The 19,545-nt window shown below is 62.7% G+C and carries 15 protein-coding genes; 7 read left to right on the forward strand and 8 right to left on the reverse strand.

The features are described 5' to 3' along the window. Positions 1–19: 19 nt before the first annotated feature. Positions 20–1,411, reverse strand: a complete 1,392-nt coding sequence (gene uxaC, locus ACP_RS12790) for a glucuronate isomerase (protein ID WP_015897749.1) — start codon at positions 1,409–1,411, stop codon at positions 20–22. A 218-nt stretch (positions 1,412–1,629) separates the two neighbouring features. Beyond that, entirely contained in the window at positions 1,630–5,283 is a 3,654-nt protein-coding gene (nifJ, locus tag ACP_RS12795) for a pyruvate:ferredoxin (flavodoxin) oxidoreductase (RefSeq protein ID WP_015897750.1), read from the reverse strand. Between the two features lie 206 nt (positions 5,284–5,489). Between nifJ and ACP_RS12800 the strand changes: the two genes are divergently transcribed. Continuing rightward, entirely contained in the window at positions 5,490–5,870 is a 381-nt protein-coding gene (locus ACP_RS12800; RefSeq protein WP_015897751.1) for an RNA-binding S4 domain-containing protein, read from the forward strand. Positions 5,871–5,999: 129 nt separating this feature from the next. On the opposite strand, the gene ACP_RS18355 is transcribed toward ACP_RS12800, so the two are convergent. The 4 genes from ACP_RS18355 to ACP_RS12815 all read right to left on the reverse strand — a co-directional run bounded on the left by ACP_RS18355 (position 6,000) and on the right by ACP_RS12815 (position 11,003). Then, entirely contained in the window at positions 6,000–6,176 is a 177-nt protein-coding gene (locus ACP_RS18355) for a hypothetical protein (RefSeq protein WP_015897752.1), read from the reverse strand. 35 nt (positions 6,177–6,211) lie between these two features. Further along, positions 6,212–8,764 (reverse strand): protein kinase domain-containing protein, encoded by a 2,553-nt coding sequence (locus ACP_RS12805; protein ID WP_015897753.1) that lies wholly within the window; start codon positions 8,762–8,764, stop codon positions 6,212–6,214. Positions 8,765–8,907: 143 nt separating this feature from the next. After that, positions 8,908–10,314: a sensor histidine kinase gene (locus ACP_RS12810; RefSeq protein ID WP_015897754.1), complete on the reverse strand. Its 1,407-nt coding sequence runs from the start codon at positions 10,312–10,314 to the stop codon at positions 8,908–8,910. Further along, positions 10,311–11,003, reverse strand: coding sequence for a response regulator transcription factor (locus tag ACP_RS12815; protein ID WP_015897755.1), 693 nt, complete (start codon positions 11,001–11,003; stop codon positions 10,311–10,313). The genes ACP_RS12810 and ACP_RS12815 overlap by 4 nt, the downstream gene beginning before the upstream one ends. Before the next feature lie 140 nt (positions 11,004–11,143). Here ACP_RS12815 and ACP_RS12820 point away from each other — a divergent pair, with 140 nt between their 5' ends. From ACP_RS12820 to ACP_RS12835, 4 genes are all read left to right on the forward strand, one after another. Next, positions 11,144–12,124, forward strand: coding sequence for a pectinesterase family protein (locus ACP_RS12820; RefSeq protein WP_238525559.1), 981 nt, complete (start codon positions 11,144–11,146; stop codon positions 12,122–12,124). 113 nt (positions 12,125–12,237) lie between these two features. Further along, the gene (hemG, locus tag ACP_RS12825) at positions 12,238–13,665 is read left to right on the forward strand and encodes a protoporphyrinogen oxidase (protein ID WP_015897757.1); all 1,428 of its coding nucleotides are present in this window, start codon (positions 12,238–12,240) and stop codon (positions 13,663–13,665) included. Between the two features lie 2 nt (positions 13,666–13,667). After that, positions 13,668–14,792, forward strand: a complete 1,125-nt coding sequence (locus tag ACP_RS12830; protein WP_015897758.1) for a TIGR04053 family radical SAM/SPASM domain-containing protein — start codon at positions 13,668–13,670, stop codon at positions 14,790–14,792. 116 nt (positions 14,793–14,908) lie between these two features. After that, entirely contained in the window at positions 14,909–15,331 is a 423-nt protein-coding gene (locus ACP_RS12835) for a c-type cytochrome (protein WP_015897759.1), read from the forward strand. An 18-nt stretch (positions 15,332–15,349) separates the two neighbouring features. Here ACP_RS12835 and ACP_RS12840 read toward each other — a convergent pair whose 3' ends face one another. Together ACP_RS12840 and queD are read right to left on the reverse strand one after the other, a co-directional pair. Next, on the reverse strand, positions 15,350–16,030 hold the full coding sequence (locus tag ACP_RS12840; protein ID WP_015897760.1) for a radical SAM protein: 681 nt from the start codon (positions 16,028–16,030) through the stop codon (positions 15,350–15,352). Positions 16,031–16,045: 15 nt separating this feature from the next. Then, entirely contained in the window at positions 16,046–16,423 is a 378-nt protein-coding gene (gene queD / locus ACP_RS12845) for a 6-carboxytetrahydropterin synthase QueD (RefSeq protein WP_015897761.1), read from the reverse strand. Between the two features lie 478 nt (positions 16,424–16,901). Here queD and ACP_RS12850 point away from each other — a divergent pair, with 478 nt between their 5' ends. Next, positions 16,902–18,734: a heavy metal translocating P-type ATPase gene (locus ACP_RS12850; RefSeq protein ID WP_238525560.1), complete on the forward strand. Its 1,833-nt coding sequence runs from the start codon at positions 16,902–16,904 to the stop codon at positions 18,732–18,734. A gap of 62 nt (positions 18,735–18,796) precedes the next feature. After that, the gene (locus ACP_RS12855) at positions 18,797–19,381 is read left to right on the forward strand and encodes a hypothetical protein (RefSeq protein WP_041839563.1); all 585 of its coding nucleotides are present in this window, start codon (positions 18,797–18,799) and stop codon (positions 19,379–19,381) included. Positions 19,382–19,545 lie beyond the last annotated feature (164 nt).

Below are 19,545 nucleotides of genomic sequence, written 5' to 3' on the forward strand. Positions count from 1 at the left end.
AAGGTATCGGGCTCGTTTGCTAGAGCCGATACGCAGCCTTCACCAATTTATATGCAAGATCATGGGCGACTTCGGCGGCCTCTTCTTCAGAGAGGCGATGCTCGGCGACCAGGCGTGCCAGAAATGCGCAGTCGATGCGGCGGGCGACATCGTGACGTGCAGGGATCGAGAGAAAGGCGCGGGTGTCGTCATTGAATCCGACCGTGTTATAGAAGCCCGCCGTTTCTGTGACCTGCTCGCGAAAACGCATCATGCCTTCCGGACTGTCATGGAACCACCATGGCGGCCCCAGGCGCAGGCACGGATAATGACCAGCCAATGGCGCGAGCTCGCGGCTGTAGGCAGTTTCGTCAAGCGTGAAGAGGATGATGGTGAGCCCGCGCTCATTGCCGACCAGGTCGAGCATGGGCCGCAGCGCATCGACATAGTTGGTGGGCATGGGAATGTCTGCGCCTACATCGCGGCCGTAGCGCTCGTAGAGCTTGCGATTGTGATTGCGCGCGCTGCCGGGGTGAATCTGCATCACGAGGCCGTCTTCAACGCTCATGCGCGCCATCTCGGTGAGCATCTGCGCGCGGAACAACTCGCGCTGCGCCGCAGTGGCGTTGCCGGAGAGCACGGTGATGAAGAGTTGCGCGGCTTCAGGCTCTGAGAGGTTGGCAGTCTGCGCGGTGGGGTGGCCGTGATCGGTCGCGGTTGCGCCGAGAGAGCGGAAGCGCGCGCGTGCCTGGCGCAGGGCTTTCAAGTAGCCGGACCAGTGCGCGGTGTCCTCGCCAGTCTGCGCGCCGAGCGTAGCGATGTTGTCGGCGAAGCCGGTGAAGTCAGGGTCCACCACGGAGTCAGGACGGAAGGTAGCCAGGATGCGGGCCGGCCAGCCCGAGTCGCGGATGATCTGGTGATCGGCCAATGAATCCAGCGGTGAATCGGTGGTGGCAAGCACCTCAAGGTGGAAGCGCTCATAGAGCGCGCGCGGGCGGAACTCAGGCGTTTGCAGCTTCTCTGAGATGGTGTCGAAGTAGAGGTCTGACGTCTTTGCAGAGAGCGATTCGGTGAGTCCGAAGAGCGTTTCAAAGGCGAAGTCGAGCCAGAGCCGGGTCGGGGTGCCGCGGAACAGATAATAGTGGCTGGCGAAGATACGCCAGACCTTCCGCGGGTTCTGGATCTGCTCGACGCCGATTTCCAGATCTTCAAGCGTGACACCCTGGCTATAGAGCATGCGATAGATGTAATGGTCGGGCTGCACGAAGAGCTTGGCAGGATCAGGGAAAGGCTCGTTGTGCGCAAACCATGCTGCCTGGGTGTGGCCATGCGGGCTCACAATGGGCAGCGAGCGAACCTGCTCATAGAGCGAACGGGCTATGCGGCGTGTCGTGGGATCTGCGGGAAAAAGACGGTCCTCGTGCATCAACATGGCTCAGAGTCTCACCTGGAGAATCCGCAGCGTGATGGGACGGTGCCCGGTCTGCGGTCTGACCACCAGCATACACGCTTCTCTTCACAATGCGACAGTCTGGAATGTTTCTGTTCTGTTGGACGGAAGCCGGAGACGGATTGGCCGTCTTTCAGTGGAAATAAAGAGAGGCGCCTGAGAGTTTGAGCTTTCAGGCGCCTTTTGTGGAGGAACAAAAATCAGTTGGATGCTTTGGCCGTTGCGGCCATGGCCGCTTTTTCGTCTGCTTTGGAGACTTCGCCCGCGGCGGGCGAAATGTGGGGGGTGGCTTCGCGCCCGGGCATGGCGGCGCGTCCGGCATAAACGCGCCAGGTGCGCTCGACGTCGTCGGTGGCCTCCTGCAGCAGCTTTTCGGCCAGATCAGGATGAGCACGCAGCAGCATGGTGTAGCGCGTTTCGTTGTAGATGAAGTCTTTGAGCGGCAGCGATGGAGCGCGCGAGTCGAGCAGGAAGGGATTCTTGCCTTGCTGGCGCAGCGCCGGGTTGTAGCGCATGAGCGGCCAGTAGCCGGTTTCGACGGCAGCCTTTTGGTGGCTGAGCCCTTGCGCCATGTCATAGCCGTGCGCGATGCAATGGCTGTAGGCGATGAGGATGGCCGGGCCATCCCAGGCTTCCGCCTCCTGAAATGCCTTGAGGGTGTGGGTATCGTTAGCGCCCAGCGCGACACGCGCGACATATACCGAGCCGTAGGCGACGGCCTCCATGGCGAGATCTTTTTTGCTGGTGGCTTTGCCGCCGGCGGCGAACTTGGCAACGGCTGCACGCGGCGTGGACTTGGACATCTGGCCGCCGGTGTTGGAGTAGACCTCGGTATCGAGGACGAGCACCTTGACGTTCTGGCCGGAGCCGAGGACGTGATCGAGACCGCCGAAGCCGATGTCATAGGCCCAGCCGTCTCCACCGATGATCCAGACGCTCTTGCGAGCGAGCGTGTCGGCGACGGCGATGAGGTGATGAGCATCGGGCGTGTCGAGGGCGGCAAGTTTCTGTTTCAGCTCGGCAATGCGAGCGCGCTGTGCGGCGATGCCATCTTCGCCGGATTGATCGGCCGTGAGAATGGACTGGACGAGTGGCGCATCGAGTGAGGGAGCCAGCCTGGCCAGCAGCGCTTCGGCGTAGGACTTTTGCTGGTCTAGCGCGAGCCGCATGCCGAGGCCAAACTCGGCGTTGTCTTCAAAGAGTGAATTTGCCCATGCGGGGCCGCGGCCCTCTTCGTCCTGACAGTAAGGCGTGGTGGGCAGATTGCCGCCGTAGATGGAAGAGCAGCCGGTGGCATTGGCAATGAGCAGGCGGTCGCCGAAGAGTTGCGTGAGCAGCTTGATGTAGGGCGTCTCTCCGCAGCCGGCGCATGCACCGGAGAACTCGAAGAGAGGCTCCAGCAGTTGCACGTCTTTGATCAGCGTGTGCGAGACGCGGTTGCGCTGCACGGCCGGCAGATGCTCAAAGAAGTCCCAGTTCTCGCGCTCGGCGGCACGCAGCGGCTGCTGCGGCTGCATGTTGAGCGCCTTGTGCGAGGGGTCAGCTTTGCTCTTTGCCGGGCACACTTCGACGCAGAGGGTGCATCCGGTGCAGTCCTCGGGCGCAACCTGCAGCGAGTAAAGCTGGTTGTCCATGCCCCGCCATTTGGGCGTGGCATGTTTGAAGGTGGCCGGAGCATCGGCGGCGAGAGCGCTGTCATACACCTTGGCGCGAATGACCGCATGCGGGCAGACGAGCACGCACTTGCCGCACTGGATGCATAGCTCTTCGTCCCAGACGGGAATGAACTGCGCGATGTTGCGCTTCTCCCATTTGGCTGTGGCGGTCGGGAAGGTTCCGCCTGGCGGCAGGGCGCTGACCGGCAGGCTGTCGCCGTGGCCGCCGGCGATGGCGCCGAGCACATGATGCACGAAGGCTGGCGCGACGTCAGAGATGACCGGCAGAATGTCAAAGCCGGCGCTGACCGCCTCGGGTATTGTGACCTCGTGCAGATGCGCGAGCGCCGCATCGACGGCGGCGAAGTTCTGCTCCACCACGGCTTCGCCACGCTTGCTGTAGGTTTTGCGAATTGCTTTTTTGATTTGCGCGATGGCTTCTTCGCGCGGCAGCACGCCGCTGATGGCGAAGAAGCAGGTCTGCATGACCGTATTGATGCGGTTGCCCATGCCCACATTGCGAGCGACCGTGTAGCCGTCAATGACGAAGAGGCGCAGGTGCCGGTTGAGGATAGTTTGCTGCATGGTGCGGGGCAGATGCTGCCAGACTTCCTCCGGCCCCCAGGGGCTGTTGAGCAGGAAGGTCGCACCGTCCTCGGCGGCCTCAAGCACGTTGACCTTTTCCAGAAATTCAAACTGGTGGCAGGCGATGAAGTTGGCGCGTGAAATAAGGTAGGTGGAGCGGATGGGATCGGGACCGAAACGCAGATGCGAGGTGGTCAGAGAACCGGACTTTTTCGAGTCGTAGACGAAGTAGCCCTGCACGTAGTGGTCCGTCTCAGAGCCGATGATCTTGATGGAGTTTTTGTTTGCGCCCACGGTGCCGTCAGAGCCGAGACCGTAGAAGAGCGCGCGCACAGTGCGCGGGTTTTCGGTAGAAAAGGCCGGGTACCACGCGAGGCTGGTGTGCGTGACATCATCGTCAATGCCGATGGTGAAGTGGTTTTGCGGATAGGGCTTGTCGAGCTCGTCAAAGATGCCTTTCACCATGGCGGGGGTGAATTCTTTGGAAGACAATCCATAGCGGCCGCCAACGATGACAGGAAAGTCGCGCATAGGCAGGCCGTCAGTGGCAAAGGCTTCGGCGACGACGGTCACAACATCCTGATACAGCGGTTCGCCGGTAGCGCCGGGCTCCTTGGTGCGGTCGAGCACGGCAATTTTGCGCACGGTCTCGGGCAGCGCGGCCAGGAAGGCCTCGGGCGCGAAGGGGCGATAGAGGCGGACCTTGATCATCCCGACCTTTTCGCCGGTGGCGTTGAGCGCGTCGATGGCTTCTTCGGCAGCGCCGGCGGCCGAGCCCATCAGGATGAGGATGCGCTCGGCATCGGGCGCTCCGTAATAGTCGAAGAGGTGGTACTGGCGCCCGGTTTCGCGGGCGAAGCGATCCATGGCGTCCTGCACGATGGCAGGGCAGGCCAGATAAAAAGGGTTGCAGGCTTCGCGGGCCTGAAAGAAGACATCAGGATTTTGCGCGGAGCCACGCAGCACGGGATGGTCCGGCGAAAGGGCGCGTGCCCGCTGCGCCTGCACCGCTTTGTCATCGACGAGGGCGTCGAGCACTTCGTCAGGAATGGCCGTGATCTTGTTGATCTCATGCGATGTACGGAAGCCGTCAAAGAAGTGCAGGAAAGGGATGCGCGACTCGAGCGTGGAGACATGCGCTACGGCGGCGAGGTCGGCTGCCTCCTGCACGCTGTTCGACGCGAGCATGGCGTAGCCCGTGGCGCGGCAGGCCATCACGTCGGAGTGGTCGCCAAAGATGGAGAGCGCATGCGTCGCGATGGAGCGCGCGGTGACGTGCATGACCGAAGGGGTTAGCTCGCCGGCGATCTTGTACATGTTGGGAATCATGAGCAGAAGGCCCTGCGAGGCAGTGAAGGTGGTGGCAAATGCCCCGGCCTGCAGCGCGCCGTGCATGGCTCCGGCCGCGCCGCCTTCGCTTTGCAACTCGGCGATCACGGGCTGCGCGCCCCAGAGATTTTTGCGGCCCTCTTCGCGCCACTGGTCGGCAAGCTCGGCCATGGGGGACGAAGGCGTGATGGGATAGATGGCGATGACTTCTGAGAATCGATAGGCAACAGACGCGGCGGCTTCGTTGCCATCTGCGATGACCGGCTTTCCGGGTTGGCGGCTCATGGAATTTTCTCCTGCAGCAGCAGTGTGCTTGCGGCAACAGAAGAGTCACTGTGACGGAGAACACAAGAACTGGTCTGACATATAGGTTTCAGGCTTCGGCCGGCAGCATGAGCCCCGCTTCGGCGGCGGGTCTCACACTTTCCGAATCAGGCACCACACATTTATGAGACCAGTTCAAGCCCGCGCCGGTGCGAGAAAATGAAGTCATGGAATCGGTGCGCATGGACAAATGGCTGTGGGCGGCGCGCTTCTTCAAAACGCGCGCGCTGGCGTCGAAGGCCTGTGAACTGGGCCGCGTGCAGGCGAATGGCCTCGATGTCAAGGCTTCGCGCGACGTGCGTGTGGGGCAGCGGCTGACGATCCGCAACGAGGGCGGTACGTTTGAAGTGGATGTGCTGGGCGTCAGCGAGATGCGCGGCCCGGCGGCGGTGGCGCAGGAACTGTATCGCGAAACCGAAGAGAGCCGCGCCGCGCGGGCACAGGCCGCCGAGCAGCACAAGGCCATGGCGGCCTACAGCGTGGCCGATGCCGGAAGGCCGAGCAAGCGGGATCGCCGGCTTATTCAGAAGTTTCGCGGCCGAGGGTAAAGCAACATCGCTCTCCGGGGGATGGAGAGCGATTCAAAGGGTCTTGAGGCTAAGCCAGAAAGGCTGAGGAACTGAGGCCGGGGACTGCGGGTCAATGCGTTGTGCTGGTCAAGTTGCGGTTACGCGAGATCAGTGGCCGGTTTTTTCGTTGGGACCGCCGCCAGAAAACTCATCCTCTGCACCGGCTTCGATCTCAACGGAAACCTCACCGGCATCGATAGCAGAATCGGCTGTCGCGCCATCGTCCACGATGTGCTGTGTCTTTTCGTTAGGACCGCCGCCTACGGGAAATCCATTCGTGCCCATAGTTGTGTTCTCTCTTTCTGGAATCGCCCTGTTCGCTAGTTCCGGATCGCTTGCGGAGCCCTTGGATCGTGGCGCAGGGCCTCTAATTCCGGATTCGTTTTAACATACTTCGCTGAGAAACCCAATTGCAAAGCTCTATCGAGAAGCTGAAGGGCCTGCGTGCGATCATGCATGGCTTCGTATGATTCCGCGTCGCGTTCCAAAAGGTCGGGATCGTTCGGTGCCAGTACCAAAGACTTGCGGAGCAATGGCAGGGACTGTTCTGGTTGCTGCAGGTCTGCATAATACTCCGCCAGAACGGAAACTAAATAGGGATCATCAGGTGTGATTTTGAGCTGTTGCCGAGCCAGGTCCACGGCCGTTTGAAAGGTTTTGCGAATCGTGGCAGGATCGCCCTTGTTCCACTGGAGCGCCGAGGCGTAATTGCCCCAGGCATCCCAATCCTTGGGATGCTGCTGGACGATATGTGCGTAAAGCTGCACCGCCTGATTGGTGCTGCCTTCTTCCAGCAGGACACTGGCCAACGCACTGGCCGTGATCTCTGAAGGGGCAAGCTGTTGCGACTGACGGAAAGCGTTCTCCGCATCCTTCAGACCATTCTGCTTTTGGTATACAAGTCCAAGGTCATAGAGAACGCGGGAGTTTTTCGGCGTGATCGCGAGCGCGGCTTTGAGGTTGACTTCGGCGTCTTTGTAGTTGCCGTTGTCGATCTGCATGGCGCCCAGCAGATAGGGCCAGCGCCAGTCATTCGGGGCGAGCGTCATGGCCATGTTGTAGGCCTTGACTGCCTGTTGCGTCTGACCCTGCTGCCGGTAGGCCTCCCCCAGCGCTCCGTAGACGCCGGCGCTTCTGGGGGCATCCTGCCGGGCCTGCAAAAGCTCCTGCATGCCGAGGTCATACTGCCCCTGCGCCACGTGAATGGTGCCGAGGGTTCTCTGCACGTCGGCCAGATCGGCGTTCATCTGTGCGGCCTGATTGGCCGCGCCGCTGGCCTTGGCGGCCCACTGCTGATCTGAGGTGTCGAGATACATGCGCCAGTAAGCCTGGGCGAGGCCTGCCTCCGCCAGCGGAAAGTTGGGCGAGCGCTGCAGCGTTTTTTGATAAAGCGCAATCGCTTTTTGCGTGTTGCCGGGCTGATCGTAGCGGTGCAGGAGGCTTTCTGCGTTCTGGTAGTCCTGGTAGGCGGCCGGGGTGGTGCCGGCGGCTTTGGCCTGGGCGCGCCGGTGCAGCACAGGGTAGAGCGCCACGGCGGCGATAGCCAGCAAGGCGGCCGCTGTTAGCCATGTCATTCGGCGGGAACGCCGGGGAGACGTCGCCGAAGTCGCGGGCGCGTGCAGCGCGGCGATGGCCTCGGTAAGCGCCTCGCTGAACTGGCGGGCACTGCGGTAGCGATCCCCGGGAGCTTTGGCGGTCGCCTGATCGATGACTTTTTTGACCGGCGCCGGGATGGGGCGCAACTCCGCCGCCGCTTTGCTTTCGCTGCTGAGCGGGTAAGCGCCGGTGCAGAGATAGAGCAGCAGCACGCCCATGGCGTAGAGGTCGCTCTGCACCGTCGGGGCCGCGCCGTTGAGAATCTCCGGCGACATATAAGTGGGCGTGCCCGCGTAGCCGGCGGCGTACTGCAGGTCCTGGCTGAGGCCAAAGTCCATGAGCAGAATGCGGCCATTGTCATCGCGCATGGTGTTGCTGGCCTTGATGTCGCGGTGTAGCAGCCCCGCATCATGCACGGCGGTGAGCGCGTCGCAGAGTGCGTGCGTGACTTTTGCCGCTTCGTCGGGGGGCATGGGGCCAGTGGACTCGACAATGCGGCTCAGGGTGCGGCCTCGGACAAAGTCACTCCAGAAGCCGACGCGCCCTTCGTGGCGATCGACGCCATAGACGGGGACGATGTTGGCATGGCGCACGCGAGCCATGGCGCGGGCCTCGGCGACCACCTCAGCCAGTTGCTGCTCGGGATTGAGGCCGCGCGGCAGCAGCAGCTTGAGGGCGACTTCGCGTTCGAGTACGGGGTCCCAGGCGCGGTAAACCTCGCCGAAGGCTCCCTGGCCGAGCCGCTGCAGAAGTTGAAATGGCCCCCATTGGCGCATGCCTACCGGCGGGCGCTCGATGGCGATGACGGGCGAGGTTTCTTCGCTCATGGGCAGATCGACGGCGCGCATGAGCTGGGAGATTGAGGCGAAGCGCTGCTCAGGATCAGTGGCGAGGCAGCGTTCGATGGCTTCGTCCCAGTCCGGCAGTGGTTCGCCGGCTTCGCGCAAGGCCTCGCGCATCTGGGCCAGGATCTGGCCGAAGGCGTGAATGTCTCCAGAGGGGGCGGCGGGATGCGCTTGCGCGACGGTGCTGAGGATTTCGCTGGAAGAGGCCGGAGCATTGCCAGGGAAGTGCAGGATGCGCACACGGAGCTGGCCTTCCGGGGATTCCAGAAGAATGGACTCGGCACTCAGCCAGCCATGAACACGCCCGGCTGCATGCGCGGCGGCCAACTCGTTGCCGAGCTGGCTGGCGATGCGAAGAGCCGTCTCATGCGTGAGGCGGTGGGATGCGATGCGGCTGGCCAGCGTCTCTTCGGAGGGCCTGGATTCCGCCATTTTTCTGTTCCTCAAGGCAGATGGGGATGGGCGCTGCCTTGAAGGCCTGGGCAGTGCTCGCCTCATCATAGGCCACAAAGGTTGGCGTGCCTATTGGATTGTGTGACTTCTGAGAACCTGCTGGCGGTGAGGTGAAACGCGGGTCAGGCGCGATGATGCTGCGAGGCTGGCAACAGGACGTCGACGCAGGTGCCCTTGCCCGGCTGGCTGCGGATGGCGATGCTGCCGCCGCAGCTTTCCACAATGGCTTTGCAGATGGCGAGGCCGAGGCCGGTGCCGCCCGTGGCGCGAGAGCGGGAACGGTCGCCGCGATAGAAGCGCTCAAAGACATGCGGCAGGTCTTCCGGTGGAATGCCTTCGCCCTGGTCCTCGATTTGCAGGCGCACATTGCCGGGCTGCGTCTGCACGCGGATCCATACATTTCGAGCAGGTGGAGTGTGCTGCAGCGCGTTCACGACGAGGTTGGAGAGCAGCGTTGCGGCTGCTTCGGCATCGACGGGTACCCAGGCGGGATCGTCGGTTTCGGCATGAAGCTCAATCTGCCCAGACTGCGCCATCCGCTCAAACTGGGCAGCCGCAGCCAGAGCGGCCTCGGTGATGTTGCAGACAGTTTGCGCGCGCAATGCCGGCTGTTCGAGCCGAGCCAGCAGAAGCATGCTCTGCACAAGCTCTTCCATGCGGCCGCAATCGGCGAGGCAGAGGTTGAGACCGGCGTGATAGTCCTCGCTGGAGCGTGGACGCGAGGCGAGCAACTGCAGCGACGACTTCACAATGGTGACAGCCGTTTTGAGCTCGTGCGCGGCATTGTGCAGAAAGATCTGCTGCTGGCGGAAGCCCTCATCCAGACGAAGAGTCGCGGATTCCAGAGTTGCGGCCAGCGCGCCCAGCTCCTCAACGAGCGCAACATCTTCAGGGGTGCGGAAGAGCGGTTGCGAGGGCTGCACCTGCGCGGCGGCGCGATTGAGGTGGTCCAAGGGCGCGAGGCCCCGGCGCAAGAGGAAGACGAGGATCGTCCCGGTGATGAGCAGCAGAATGCCGTTGGCGAGAAGCAGAAATTGCCCGGCGCGCTGGACCTCCTCATAAACGTGGTGGACAGAGGCGGCGTAATAGATGGTCACCGGGCGCGCGATGCCGGGTCCTCCATCGTCAGCGTCGATTTGACGAACTCCGTGGAGGACGATGCCGCGATAGTGCCCATTGTGTAAGCGAAAGTTGCGGTATTGTCCGTGCAGAATGGCTTCGCGGCAGTCCGGTGTCCAACGTGCGGATTGAGCCAGAACGCGGCCATTCTGTTCGACAACCTGCCAGAGATCGCCCCGGCGCAGATCGAGCGCGTGCAAATCGACCTTGACGGTATCGGAGGCGTCTTCCGCGTCCTGCACCGCACCCAGCAGAGAATCTGCGCGGCCCCGCAGCATGAGGTCAAAGGCGCGAAACTGATCGTGGCGCGTGTAGATGAGGGTGGCGCCGCTGATGCCGAGCGCGAGCGCCACCTCCAGCAGCAGAACTGTGACGATGAGCCGGCGCCGAAGTGAGTAGGACTTTCTCATTCCGAAGTGATCTGGTTGTGGGCTACAAGCCGGTAGCCACGGCCTCGCAGCGTTTCGATCCAGGCATCGCCCTCCTGCTGGTTGAGCTTGCGGCGCAGGTTAGAGATGTGGGCTTCGATGACGTTGGAGTGATGCTCCCAGTTGTAGTCGTAGAGATGCTCGAGCAGCGTCTGCTTTGAGACCACGGAGCGGGGACGATGGCCGAGAAACTCGAGCACCCGGTATTCAGTCGGCGAGAGTTCAATGGGAATTCCGTGGCAGGTTACGGACTTCTCCACGGTATCGAGCACGAGCGCACCGATGTTGATGACTGGATGGCTGACGCCCTTGCCGCGGCGGATGAGGGCTTTGGCGCGAGCGAGCAACTCCCCGAGGTCAAAAGGCTTGGCGAGGTAATCGTCGGCGCCAGCGTTGAGCAGTTCAATGACAGAGGCCTTTTCCGCGACGGCCGTCAGCACCAGGACCGGCGTGGCAATGCCTTTGCCGCGCATGTCGCGCAGCACGCCGAGGCCATCGAGCCCCGGAAGCATGAGGTCGAGAAGGACCAGGTCGTATTCGGTCTGCAGGCAGAGGTCGCGGCCGGCGAGGCCGGAATGAGCCAGATCGACGGCCCATCCCGGGCCCTCGCGCATGGCGGCGGCGATGTTGCCGGCCAGACGTTCTTCATCTTCGACGACGAGTATCCGCATGTTGGAAGATTACGCCTGCGAAGCTTTAGTTTTGCTGAAGGCGAGGGGCGGCCGGGGCCCGGGTGGGATAAGGTATGCTTTTCGTCATGGTCAGACCACGCTCATTTCTTGCCCTGTTGTTGATCCTTTCGGCCGGAGGGATGGCCCACGCCGCGAATGTGACGGTGCTGGTGCGCCCCGGCGCGCCGATGTTTCAGCCGGGCGAGAAGCCGCATGGGATAGAGGTGTTTCCCACCATCGAGAATGCGCTCGATCATGCTCCGCTGCCGCCGCCGGGCGGCCGGGTGATCATTCGCATCATGCCGGGGGTGTATCACGAGCGGATCTGGGTTCCGCAGAACCGGAAGAATGTGACGCTGATCGGGCTGGGAAAGACTCCGGCAGAGACGGTGATCACGGCTGGCCATTATGCGAAGGAGGCTGGCGGAACATTTTTCACCGAGACGGCTGAGATTGCCGGAAACGGATTTGAGGCCGACAATCTCACCTTTGCCAACAGCGCGGGCAATGTGGGGCAGGCGGTGGCGGTTTCAGTGCTGGCTGATCGCGTGATCTTCAAGCATTGCCGCTTTCTCGGTTATCAGGACACGCTGTTTGCCAACTATGGCCGCCAATATTACGTGGATGACTTCATTGAGGGGGCTGTGGACTTTATTTTTGGCGATGCCGCGGCGGTGTTTGACCAGAGCGAGATTCATGCCGTGGCGCCGGGCTATCTGACCGCGCAGAGCCGGTTGCGTCCGGATGCGAAGACGGGATTTGTGATTCTCAACAGCAGGATCACGCTGGCCCCCGGCATTGGTGAGGGCATGGAACGGCATGGACGCGAATATGTTGCGCTGGGGCGGCCCTGGCGGCGGTATTCGCGGGTGGTTTACCTGAACACTTTGATGCCCGCCGGGATTCTGCCGCAGGGGTGGTCGCGGTGGGGGATATCGGATTCCTACAAGACTACGTTTTATGCCGAGGCGGGTTCGCATGGGCCGGGCGCGACGATGAGTGAGCGGGTGCCGTGGGAACGGAAGTTGTCTGCGGCGCAGAGCAGAGTGTTTGAGCCGCAGAATTTTCTGCGCGGCAAGGATGGATGGAACCCGGTTGCGGCGGCTGCCAGGCTGCCTTGAGGGGATTTGCCGCTGCGTGTGACCGGTGTCACTGCCGCAGCGGCCACCGATGCTTAACGTGAAGCACAGCAGTGGTTTCCAGTCTTCTGGAGCCCTCTGCGGTGAAGGAACGCATGAAGCACACGGTCATTCTCGGCGGCGGCATCACGGGGCTTACCGCCGCCTACATTTTGCGGCAGCGCGCGGGCGGGGCCATGCGAGTCACACTGCTGGAGAGTGGCCAGCGGCTGGGCGGAAAGATTGCCACGGCAGAAGAAAACGGCTTCCTGATGGAGGGCGGTCCGGATTCTTTTCTGGCGCGCAAGCGCGTCACGATGGAGATTTGCCGCGAGCTGGGGCTGGAAGAGCAATTGATGCCGACCGCTCCTGGCGAGCGCACCACGTATGTGTGGAGCGGCGGCAAGCTGCATCCTTTGCCGATGGGCGTGACGCCGATGCTGCGCTCAAAGCTGATTTCCTGGCCCGGCAAACTGCGCATGGGAGCCGAGGCGCTGATTCCGCCGCGCAGTGTGGAAGAGGATGAGAGCCTCGCCAGCTTTGTGGGGCGGCGCTTCGGCCGGGAAGCCCTGGACAAGCTGGCGGCTCCGCTGATGGCTGGAATTTATTCGGCGGACGCAACCCGGCTGAGCATGCAGAGCACCTTTGCCATGCTGCCCGCCATGGAAAAGAAGCATGGCAGCGTGCTGCGCGGATGGTTGCGGAGCAAACAAACCCATAAGAATAGCGGGGCTGGAGCGGGGACGATGTTCCTGACCCTGCGCGGCGGCATGCGGCAACTGGTGGAGGCGCTGACGGCAGAGCTGCCGCGGGAAGACGTGCGGATGGACTGTCCTGCGCTGGCCGTGCTGCCGAAGGACGGCAAGTATGAGGTTGTGCTGCGCGGCGGCGACAGCCTGCTGGCCGACGATGTGATTCTGGCGACCCCGGCCGCGGTGAGCGCGCGGCTGCTTGATCTGCTGGACCCGCAACTGGCGGCGCGGCTGCGCATGGTGCGCTATGTTTCGACCGCGACCGTGTCGCTGGGCTTTCGGGAGAGCGATCTGGCTGCGATGCCCAAGGGCTTTGGGTTTGTGGTGCCCCGGCAGGAGGGGCGGAAGATTACGGCCTGCACCTGGTCATCGATGAAGTTTGCCGGGCGCGCGCCGGAGGGGCATCTGCTGCTGCGGGTGTTTCTGGGCGGCGCGGGCGCGGAGCATGTGGCGGAGCAGGACGGTGCGGCGCTCGTGGAAGCGGCACGGCAGGAACTGCGCCGGACCATGGGGATTGCCGCGGAGCCGGTGACGGCGCGTGTCTACCGGTGGGAAAAGGGAACTCCGCAGTATGAAGTGGGTCACGCCGAGCGCGTGGCCGAGATCGAGGCGCTGGCGCATGGGCATCGGGGCCTGTTTCTGGCCGGTGCGGCCTACCATGGCGCGGGCGTGCCGGATTGCATGCAGAACGCGCTGGACATTGCCGGGAGGCTCGCCGCGCAGTATGGGATGAGCGCCGCGCTGGCTTGGAACGCGGTGCGGGAGCAAGGAACAGTTACAGAGAGGAAATAGCCATGATTACAGCCGCAGGGCCTAACGCACATCCGCACAGCGGGAAGCCGCTCGATTACACGCAGAACCCGATGATTGTGTATTGGGAGATGACGCAGGCCTGTCCGCTGGCGTGCCGGCATTGCCGTGCCGAGGCGGTGACCATGCCGCACCCCTGCGAGTTGAACTATGACGAGAGCCGCGATCTGCTGCGCCAGATTGCCGCGTTCGGCGACCCGAAGCCGCACCTGATTCTGACGGGCGGCGATCCGTTGCAGCGGCTGGACCTGTTCTCACTGATTGATGAGGCAAGGGACCTTGGGATCTCCGTGTCGATTACTCCTGCTGCCAGCAAGAACCTGACGCTCGAGAAGCAGCGCGAGTTGAAAGAGCATGGCATCGACAGCCTGGGGTTGAGCCTGGATGGCTCGACGGCGGAGCGGCATGACGCGGTGCGCTGCGTGGAGGGCTGCTTTGAGCAGACGCTGCGCGCGCTGCGGGATGCGGCGACGGCGGGGTTTCCGGTGCAGGTCAACACGCTGGTTTCAGAGGAGACGGTGGATGATCTTCCGGCAGTGTATGAACTGCTGAAGCAGCATGAGGTGATGCGGTGGAGCCTCTTCTTTCTGATTGCGGTGGGGCGCGGGCGCACATTGCAGCCGATCTCCGCGCAGCATGGGGAGAACCTGATGCGCTGGATTTATGACATTTCACGGAAAGCTCCGTTTGCGATCAAGACGACCGAAGCGCCGTCGTACCGGCGCGTGGCGCTCGAAGAGATGCGAGCCAACGGGATGCATGCGGAGGAGGTTCATCGCACTCCGGTGGCTCGGGGCTTCGGCATTCGCGATGGGCACGGCATTGTGTTTGTGTCGAATCAGGGGGACATTTACCCGGCGGGCTTTTTGCCGCTGGCGGCGGGGAATGTGCGGCGGAATCAGCTTTCGTTTGTGTACCGGCATGCGCCGGTGTTTCGCGATCTGCATGCGCCGGAGCGGTTTCGCGGCAAGTGCGGGCGGTGCGAGTACCGGGGACTGTGCGGAGGGTCGCGGGCGCGGGCGTTTGCGTACACGGGCGATCCGCTGGCGAGCGATCCCTTCTGCCCCTACCAGCCGGCGCATGAGCCGGTGGCGCTGCTGCACGCCTAGAACGTAAATCTCTGGCGCAACGGCAATGGCCGGGCGTAGGATGTGTGCGCCTCGGAGGCAGCAAGACGACGAGGCGTGAAAATGGAGTACCCTGCAATCCCCTGGAGGCTCGGACGATGAAACTCCTGTTGGTGATGTTTGCATGCATGCTGCCGGTGCTGGGCTTTGGGCCGGTGCAACAGAGTCCGGCGGCGGGCACCCAGAGCGCTCCGGCGGTGCCGGGCGCGGACGTAGTGAATCCCGTAAAGCCGACGGCGGCCTCGCAGGCCGAAGCGAAGAAGATCTATAGCTGGGACTGCGCGATGTGCCACGGCGATAACGGCAACGGGAAGGGCGACCTGGCGGTGTCAGAGAAGCTGACGCTGCCGGATTACCGCGAGGCGGCGGCGCTCAAGGGAGTGACGGATGGGCAGATGTTCTATGCGATTCGTCATGGGCTGGGGCAGATGCCGCCGGAAGACCCGCAGCGCGCCAATGATGAGACGGTGTGGAACCTGGTGATCTATCTGCGGTCGCTCTCGAAGCCACCTGCGCCGTAACGCGGCCGGAGGCGAGGATCAGACGCCCTTTTTCTGCGGTTCCCAGATGTACTTGTGAATCTGCAGGCTGAGGCGGGCCGGGAGGCCGTCTTCTAGCATCCACTCGACGAGCAGACGCGGGTCGAGGGTTGCGTTGCTGGTGCTTCGCTCAGGGGTGGGCGTTTTGGAAAAGGTGGGCGAGAGCAGAATCTGCCCGGCCTTCCGGTCGAGCGCATGGGCGCGGAGGAATTCGCGCGCAAACTCGTAGTCCGCGCGATCGGCGATGACAAACTTCACCTCGTCGCGCGGGGTGAGGAATTCCAGATTCTCCATCAGGAATTTGCCGGCTTCGCCTGAGCCGGGACACTTCACATCGACAATCTTGTGGACGGCCGCGGGCACCTCGCGTAGCGGGCGTTCGCCGCTGGTCTCGATCATCAACTCGTAGCCGGCCGCGAGCAGCCGCTCCATAAAGGGAATCAACTGCTTTGCCTGGAGGAGGGGTTCGCCGCCGGTGAACTCGACCAAACGCACCGGGGCGAGGGCCTCGATGCGCGCGAGGATTTCGTCGTCAGAGAAAGCCTCGCCACCGGTGAAGGTGTATTCGGAGTCGCACCAGGAGCAGCGCAGATTGCAGCCCGCCAGCCGCACGAAGATGCATGGCCGACCGGCGAAGGACGACTCTCCCTGGACCGATTTGTAGATCTCAATCAGACGCAAAAGCGGATTCCCGGGCTATTCGTAGTAGGTCGCGGTGGTGGTGTCGGTCTCGTAGATGGTGCAGTCTTTTACGCGGACCCGGCTGCCGGTCATCTCGGCCAGTTGCTTGTTGGTTTCGTCGTAGAAATAGCGAGCCAGATTTTCGGCCGAAGGGTTGATCTGAGTGAATGGCTCAAGATCGTTGATCATCTGGTGATCGAGCCGGTCGATGACCGGGCGCATGACGTGCTTGAGGTCTTTGAAGTCGAGCAGAAGCCCGGCCGCATCGAGTTCCTTGCCCTGCAGCGTGATCTTTACCTTGTAATTATGGCCGTGCGGGTTTTCGCACTTGCCCTTGTAGTTGCGCAGGTAGTGCCCGGAGGAAAAGCCGCGCTCAACGGTTACTTCGTACATGTGCCTGATAGCTCGTTTCGTGGGGAAATGCTTAAACCCCATTGTAAATTGCGCGCCCTCTCTTTGTTGGGCGCTGGCGGATTCCGGCGCTTGATGCTGACCGGCTGGGGCGCGTGACGCGGGAGCTTTGGGAGGGCTGTCCAGAGCAAAAAAAAAATCACCATTAACGTCCCAGAAGTGACTGATTCTATGGGGCTTGCGGGACATTAGGCTTGTAAGCCCTTTAGAATCAACGCGAATTAACCCCTCTGGAGGGCCGGTTTTGCTGATTCCGGCGGGCTCTGCCGGTCTGGAACGAGGAGATGCCCCTTATTTTCAGGATAGCGAATTTGGAGGAAATTACCGGCAACCGCGGGTAAGATTCTTTCGGGTCGCGTTGCTGCATAGGGCCGCGTGAGCAGGTGACGGGCCTCACATCGGATTTTGTGACGGGCGGCTTTGATGGAAGAGCGGCTGCGGGCCGCGTGGAGATGCGGACTTGGAGAGCTATCGACAGCGGATTCTGGTGGCGGTGCCGGCGCTGGCGATTGCGGCGGCGCTGCTGCTGCGGTATGGGTTTCATGCCCGGAGCCTGATGGTTTCGATTCCGTTGTGGATTGCGATTGTGAGCTGCGGTGTGCCGCTGATTTTTGAGCTGTTGCGGCAGGTGTGGAAGCGGCAGTTTGGCGCGGATTTTCTGGCGGGGCTCTCGATTGCCACGGCGGTGGTGATGGGAGAGCTGCTGGTTGCGGTGATCATCATTCTGATGCTGACGGGTGGCGAGGCGCTGGAGTCGTTTGCCACGCGGCGGGCCTCGTCAGTGCTGCATGCGCTGGCCAAGCGGATGCCGAACCTGGCGCACCGGGTGGTGGACGGCCGGACGGCGGATATTGCCGTGGCGGAGATTGCGGTGGGCGATCACCTGGTGGTGTATCCGCATGAGATTTGCCCGGTGGATGGGGTGGTTCTGGACGGCACGGGCAGCATGGACGAGTCGTTTTTGACGGGCGAGCCTTTTCGCATGCGCAAGACGAAGGGTTCGCAGGTGATCTCTGGCGCGTTGAATGAAGACGCGGTGCTGACGATTGTGGCGGAGAAGCCGGCGGCGGATTCGCGGTATGCGCGGATTATGCAGGTGATGCGGGAGGCGGAGGAGAATCCGCCGGCGATGCGGCGGCTGGCCGATCAACTGGGCGGGATTTATACGCCGGTGGCGCTGGGGATTGCGGCGCTGGCGTGGGGTGCGAGCGGCCACGCGGAGCGCTTTCTGGCGGTTCTGGTGATTGCGACGCCGTGCCCTCTGCTGCTGGCGATTCCGGTGGCGATTATTGGCGCGATCTCACTGGCGGCGCGGCGGGGCGTGGTGATCAGGAAGCCGGCCATTCTGGAGCAGATGAGCCGCGTGCGGGTGATGTTCTTTGACAAGACGGGAACCTTGACGCACGGCGAGCCGACGGTGACCGCAGTGAAGGGACTGAACGGATTTGAGCCGGACGAGGTGCTTGCGCTGAGCGCGGCGCTGGAGCGGTACTCGAAGCATCCGCTGGCCTCGGCGATTTTGCAGGCGGCGGAGGAGCACCATGTTGCTCCGCTGACGGTGGCCGACATCAGCGAGCGGCCGGGAGAGGGATTAAAAGGCGATGTGCAGGGGCGGCGCGTGCTGGTGACCGGACGGCGCAAGCTGCCGCCCGCGCTCAAGGCGGAACTGCCGGAGGAGAGCGCGGGCATGGAATGCGTGGTGCTGGTGGATGGGAAGGTGTGCGGCGTGATGCACTTTCATGACCGGCCGAGGAAAGACAGCCGCTCGTTTGTGCAGCATCTGGGGCCGAAGCACCACGTAGAGACACTGATGATTTTGACAGGAGACCGCGACAGCGAAGCCCGGCACCTGGCGGAGGTGGTGGGGATTGAGGATATTCGCGCGAATCTTGCGCCGGAAGAGAAGCTGGAACTGGTGCGGGAGGCGACGCGGAAGGCGACGACGCTGTTTCTGGGCGACGGGATCAATGACGCTCCGGCGATGATGGCGGCGACGGTGGGCGTGGCGCTGGGGCAGGGCAGCGATATTGTGGCCGATGCGGCGGGGGCGGTGATTCTGGAATCGTCGCTGGGCAAGGTGGACGAGCTGCTGCACATTGGGGAGCGGATGCGGCGGATTGCGCTCGAGAGCGCGGTAGGCGGAATGGCGCTGAGCGCCGTGGGGATGGTGCTGGCGGCAACGGGACATCTGTCTCCGATTGCCGGAGCGATCAGCCAGGAGGCGATTGATCTGCTGGCGGTGCTGAATGCGCTACGCACCTCACTGCCACGGGGAGCCCTGCAGGATTATTGACGGCGCGAGGTGATCGCGGTCACAGCCTGGGGAGCCTGCGCGCGCGCCATTCTGGAGGCACTATGAGAGCGGAGTGGCGACTGCATCGGTTTGTGCTGGGCATCCTGGTGGTGCTGCTGGCGACGTTTACCGGCTTTGGGTTGCACCTGCGGCCGATGCTGGCGCATCCGCGCGTGGAAGCTATTGGCGCGCTGATGATTGTGGCGGTGGCGGCTTCGCTGTTTTTCACGATGGGCATCATTGCGGCGACGGTCGCGCTGCAGTTTCAGGCCCGGCACCGGCGCGAACTGGTGACGTATGGAGTGCTGGGGCTGATGTCGATTTTTCTGGGGATCTATCTGGCGTGGTCGCGCGATGCCGGTTTGCCGGAGGTGGCGCTGGCGGCGGCTCCGCAGGCATTTTTGTTTGCGCTCGGAGAGCTGCGCCTGGCGCGGCATCTGGAACATCACAAGGCTTTGCGGCGGAGCCTGCGCGTGGGCGGCGTGGTGGAGGCTGCGATCGGGTTGGTGCTGGTCTATTTTGGGGCGTGGCCGGCAGTGTGGAGCAGCGCGGAGATTGTGAATGTGCTGATTTATGGCGCTGTGATTTCTCTGCTGCAACTGCTGCCGTTGGTGCTGTACCGGCCGGGGGATGGGCTGGTGGTTTAGGGGTTCTTGGCCGGGACGTGGGGAGACGCGAGGCAAGAAAAAGGGCGTGCGCCGCGGGGTGCGGGCACGCCCTTTGAGTTGCTGACAAAGTTGAATTGGAGCAGAACAAACATCGGGCAGGGGCTAAAGCCCAATAATTTCAGCAGGCTTGATCGGCATGACTG

Source organism: Acidobacterium capsulatum ATCC 51196 (assembly GCF_000022565.1).
GTDB lineage: Bacteria > Acidobacteriota > Terriglobia > Terriglobales > Acidobacteriaceae > Acidobacterium > Acidobacterium capsulatum.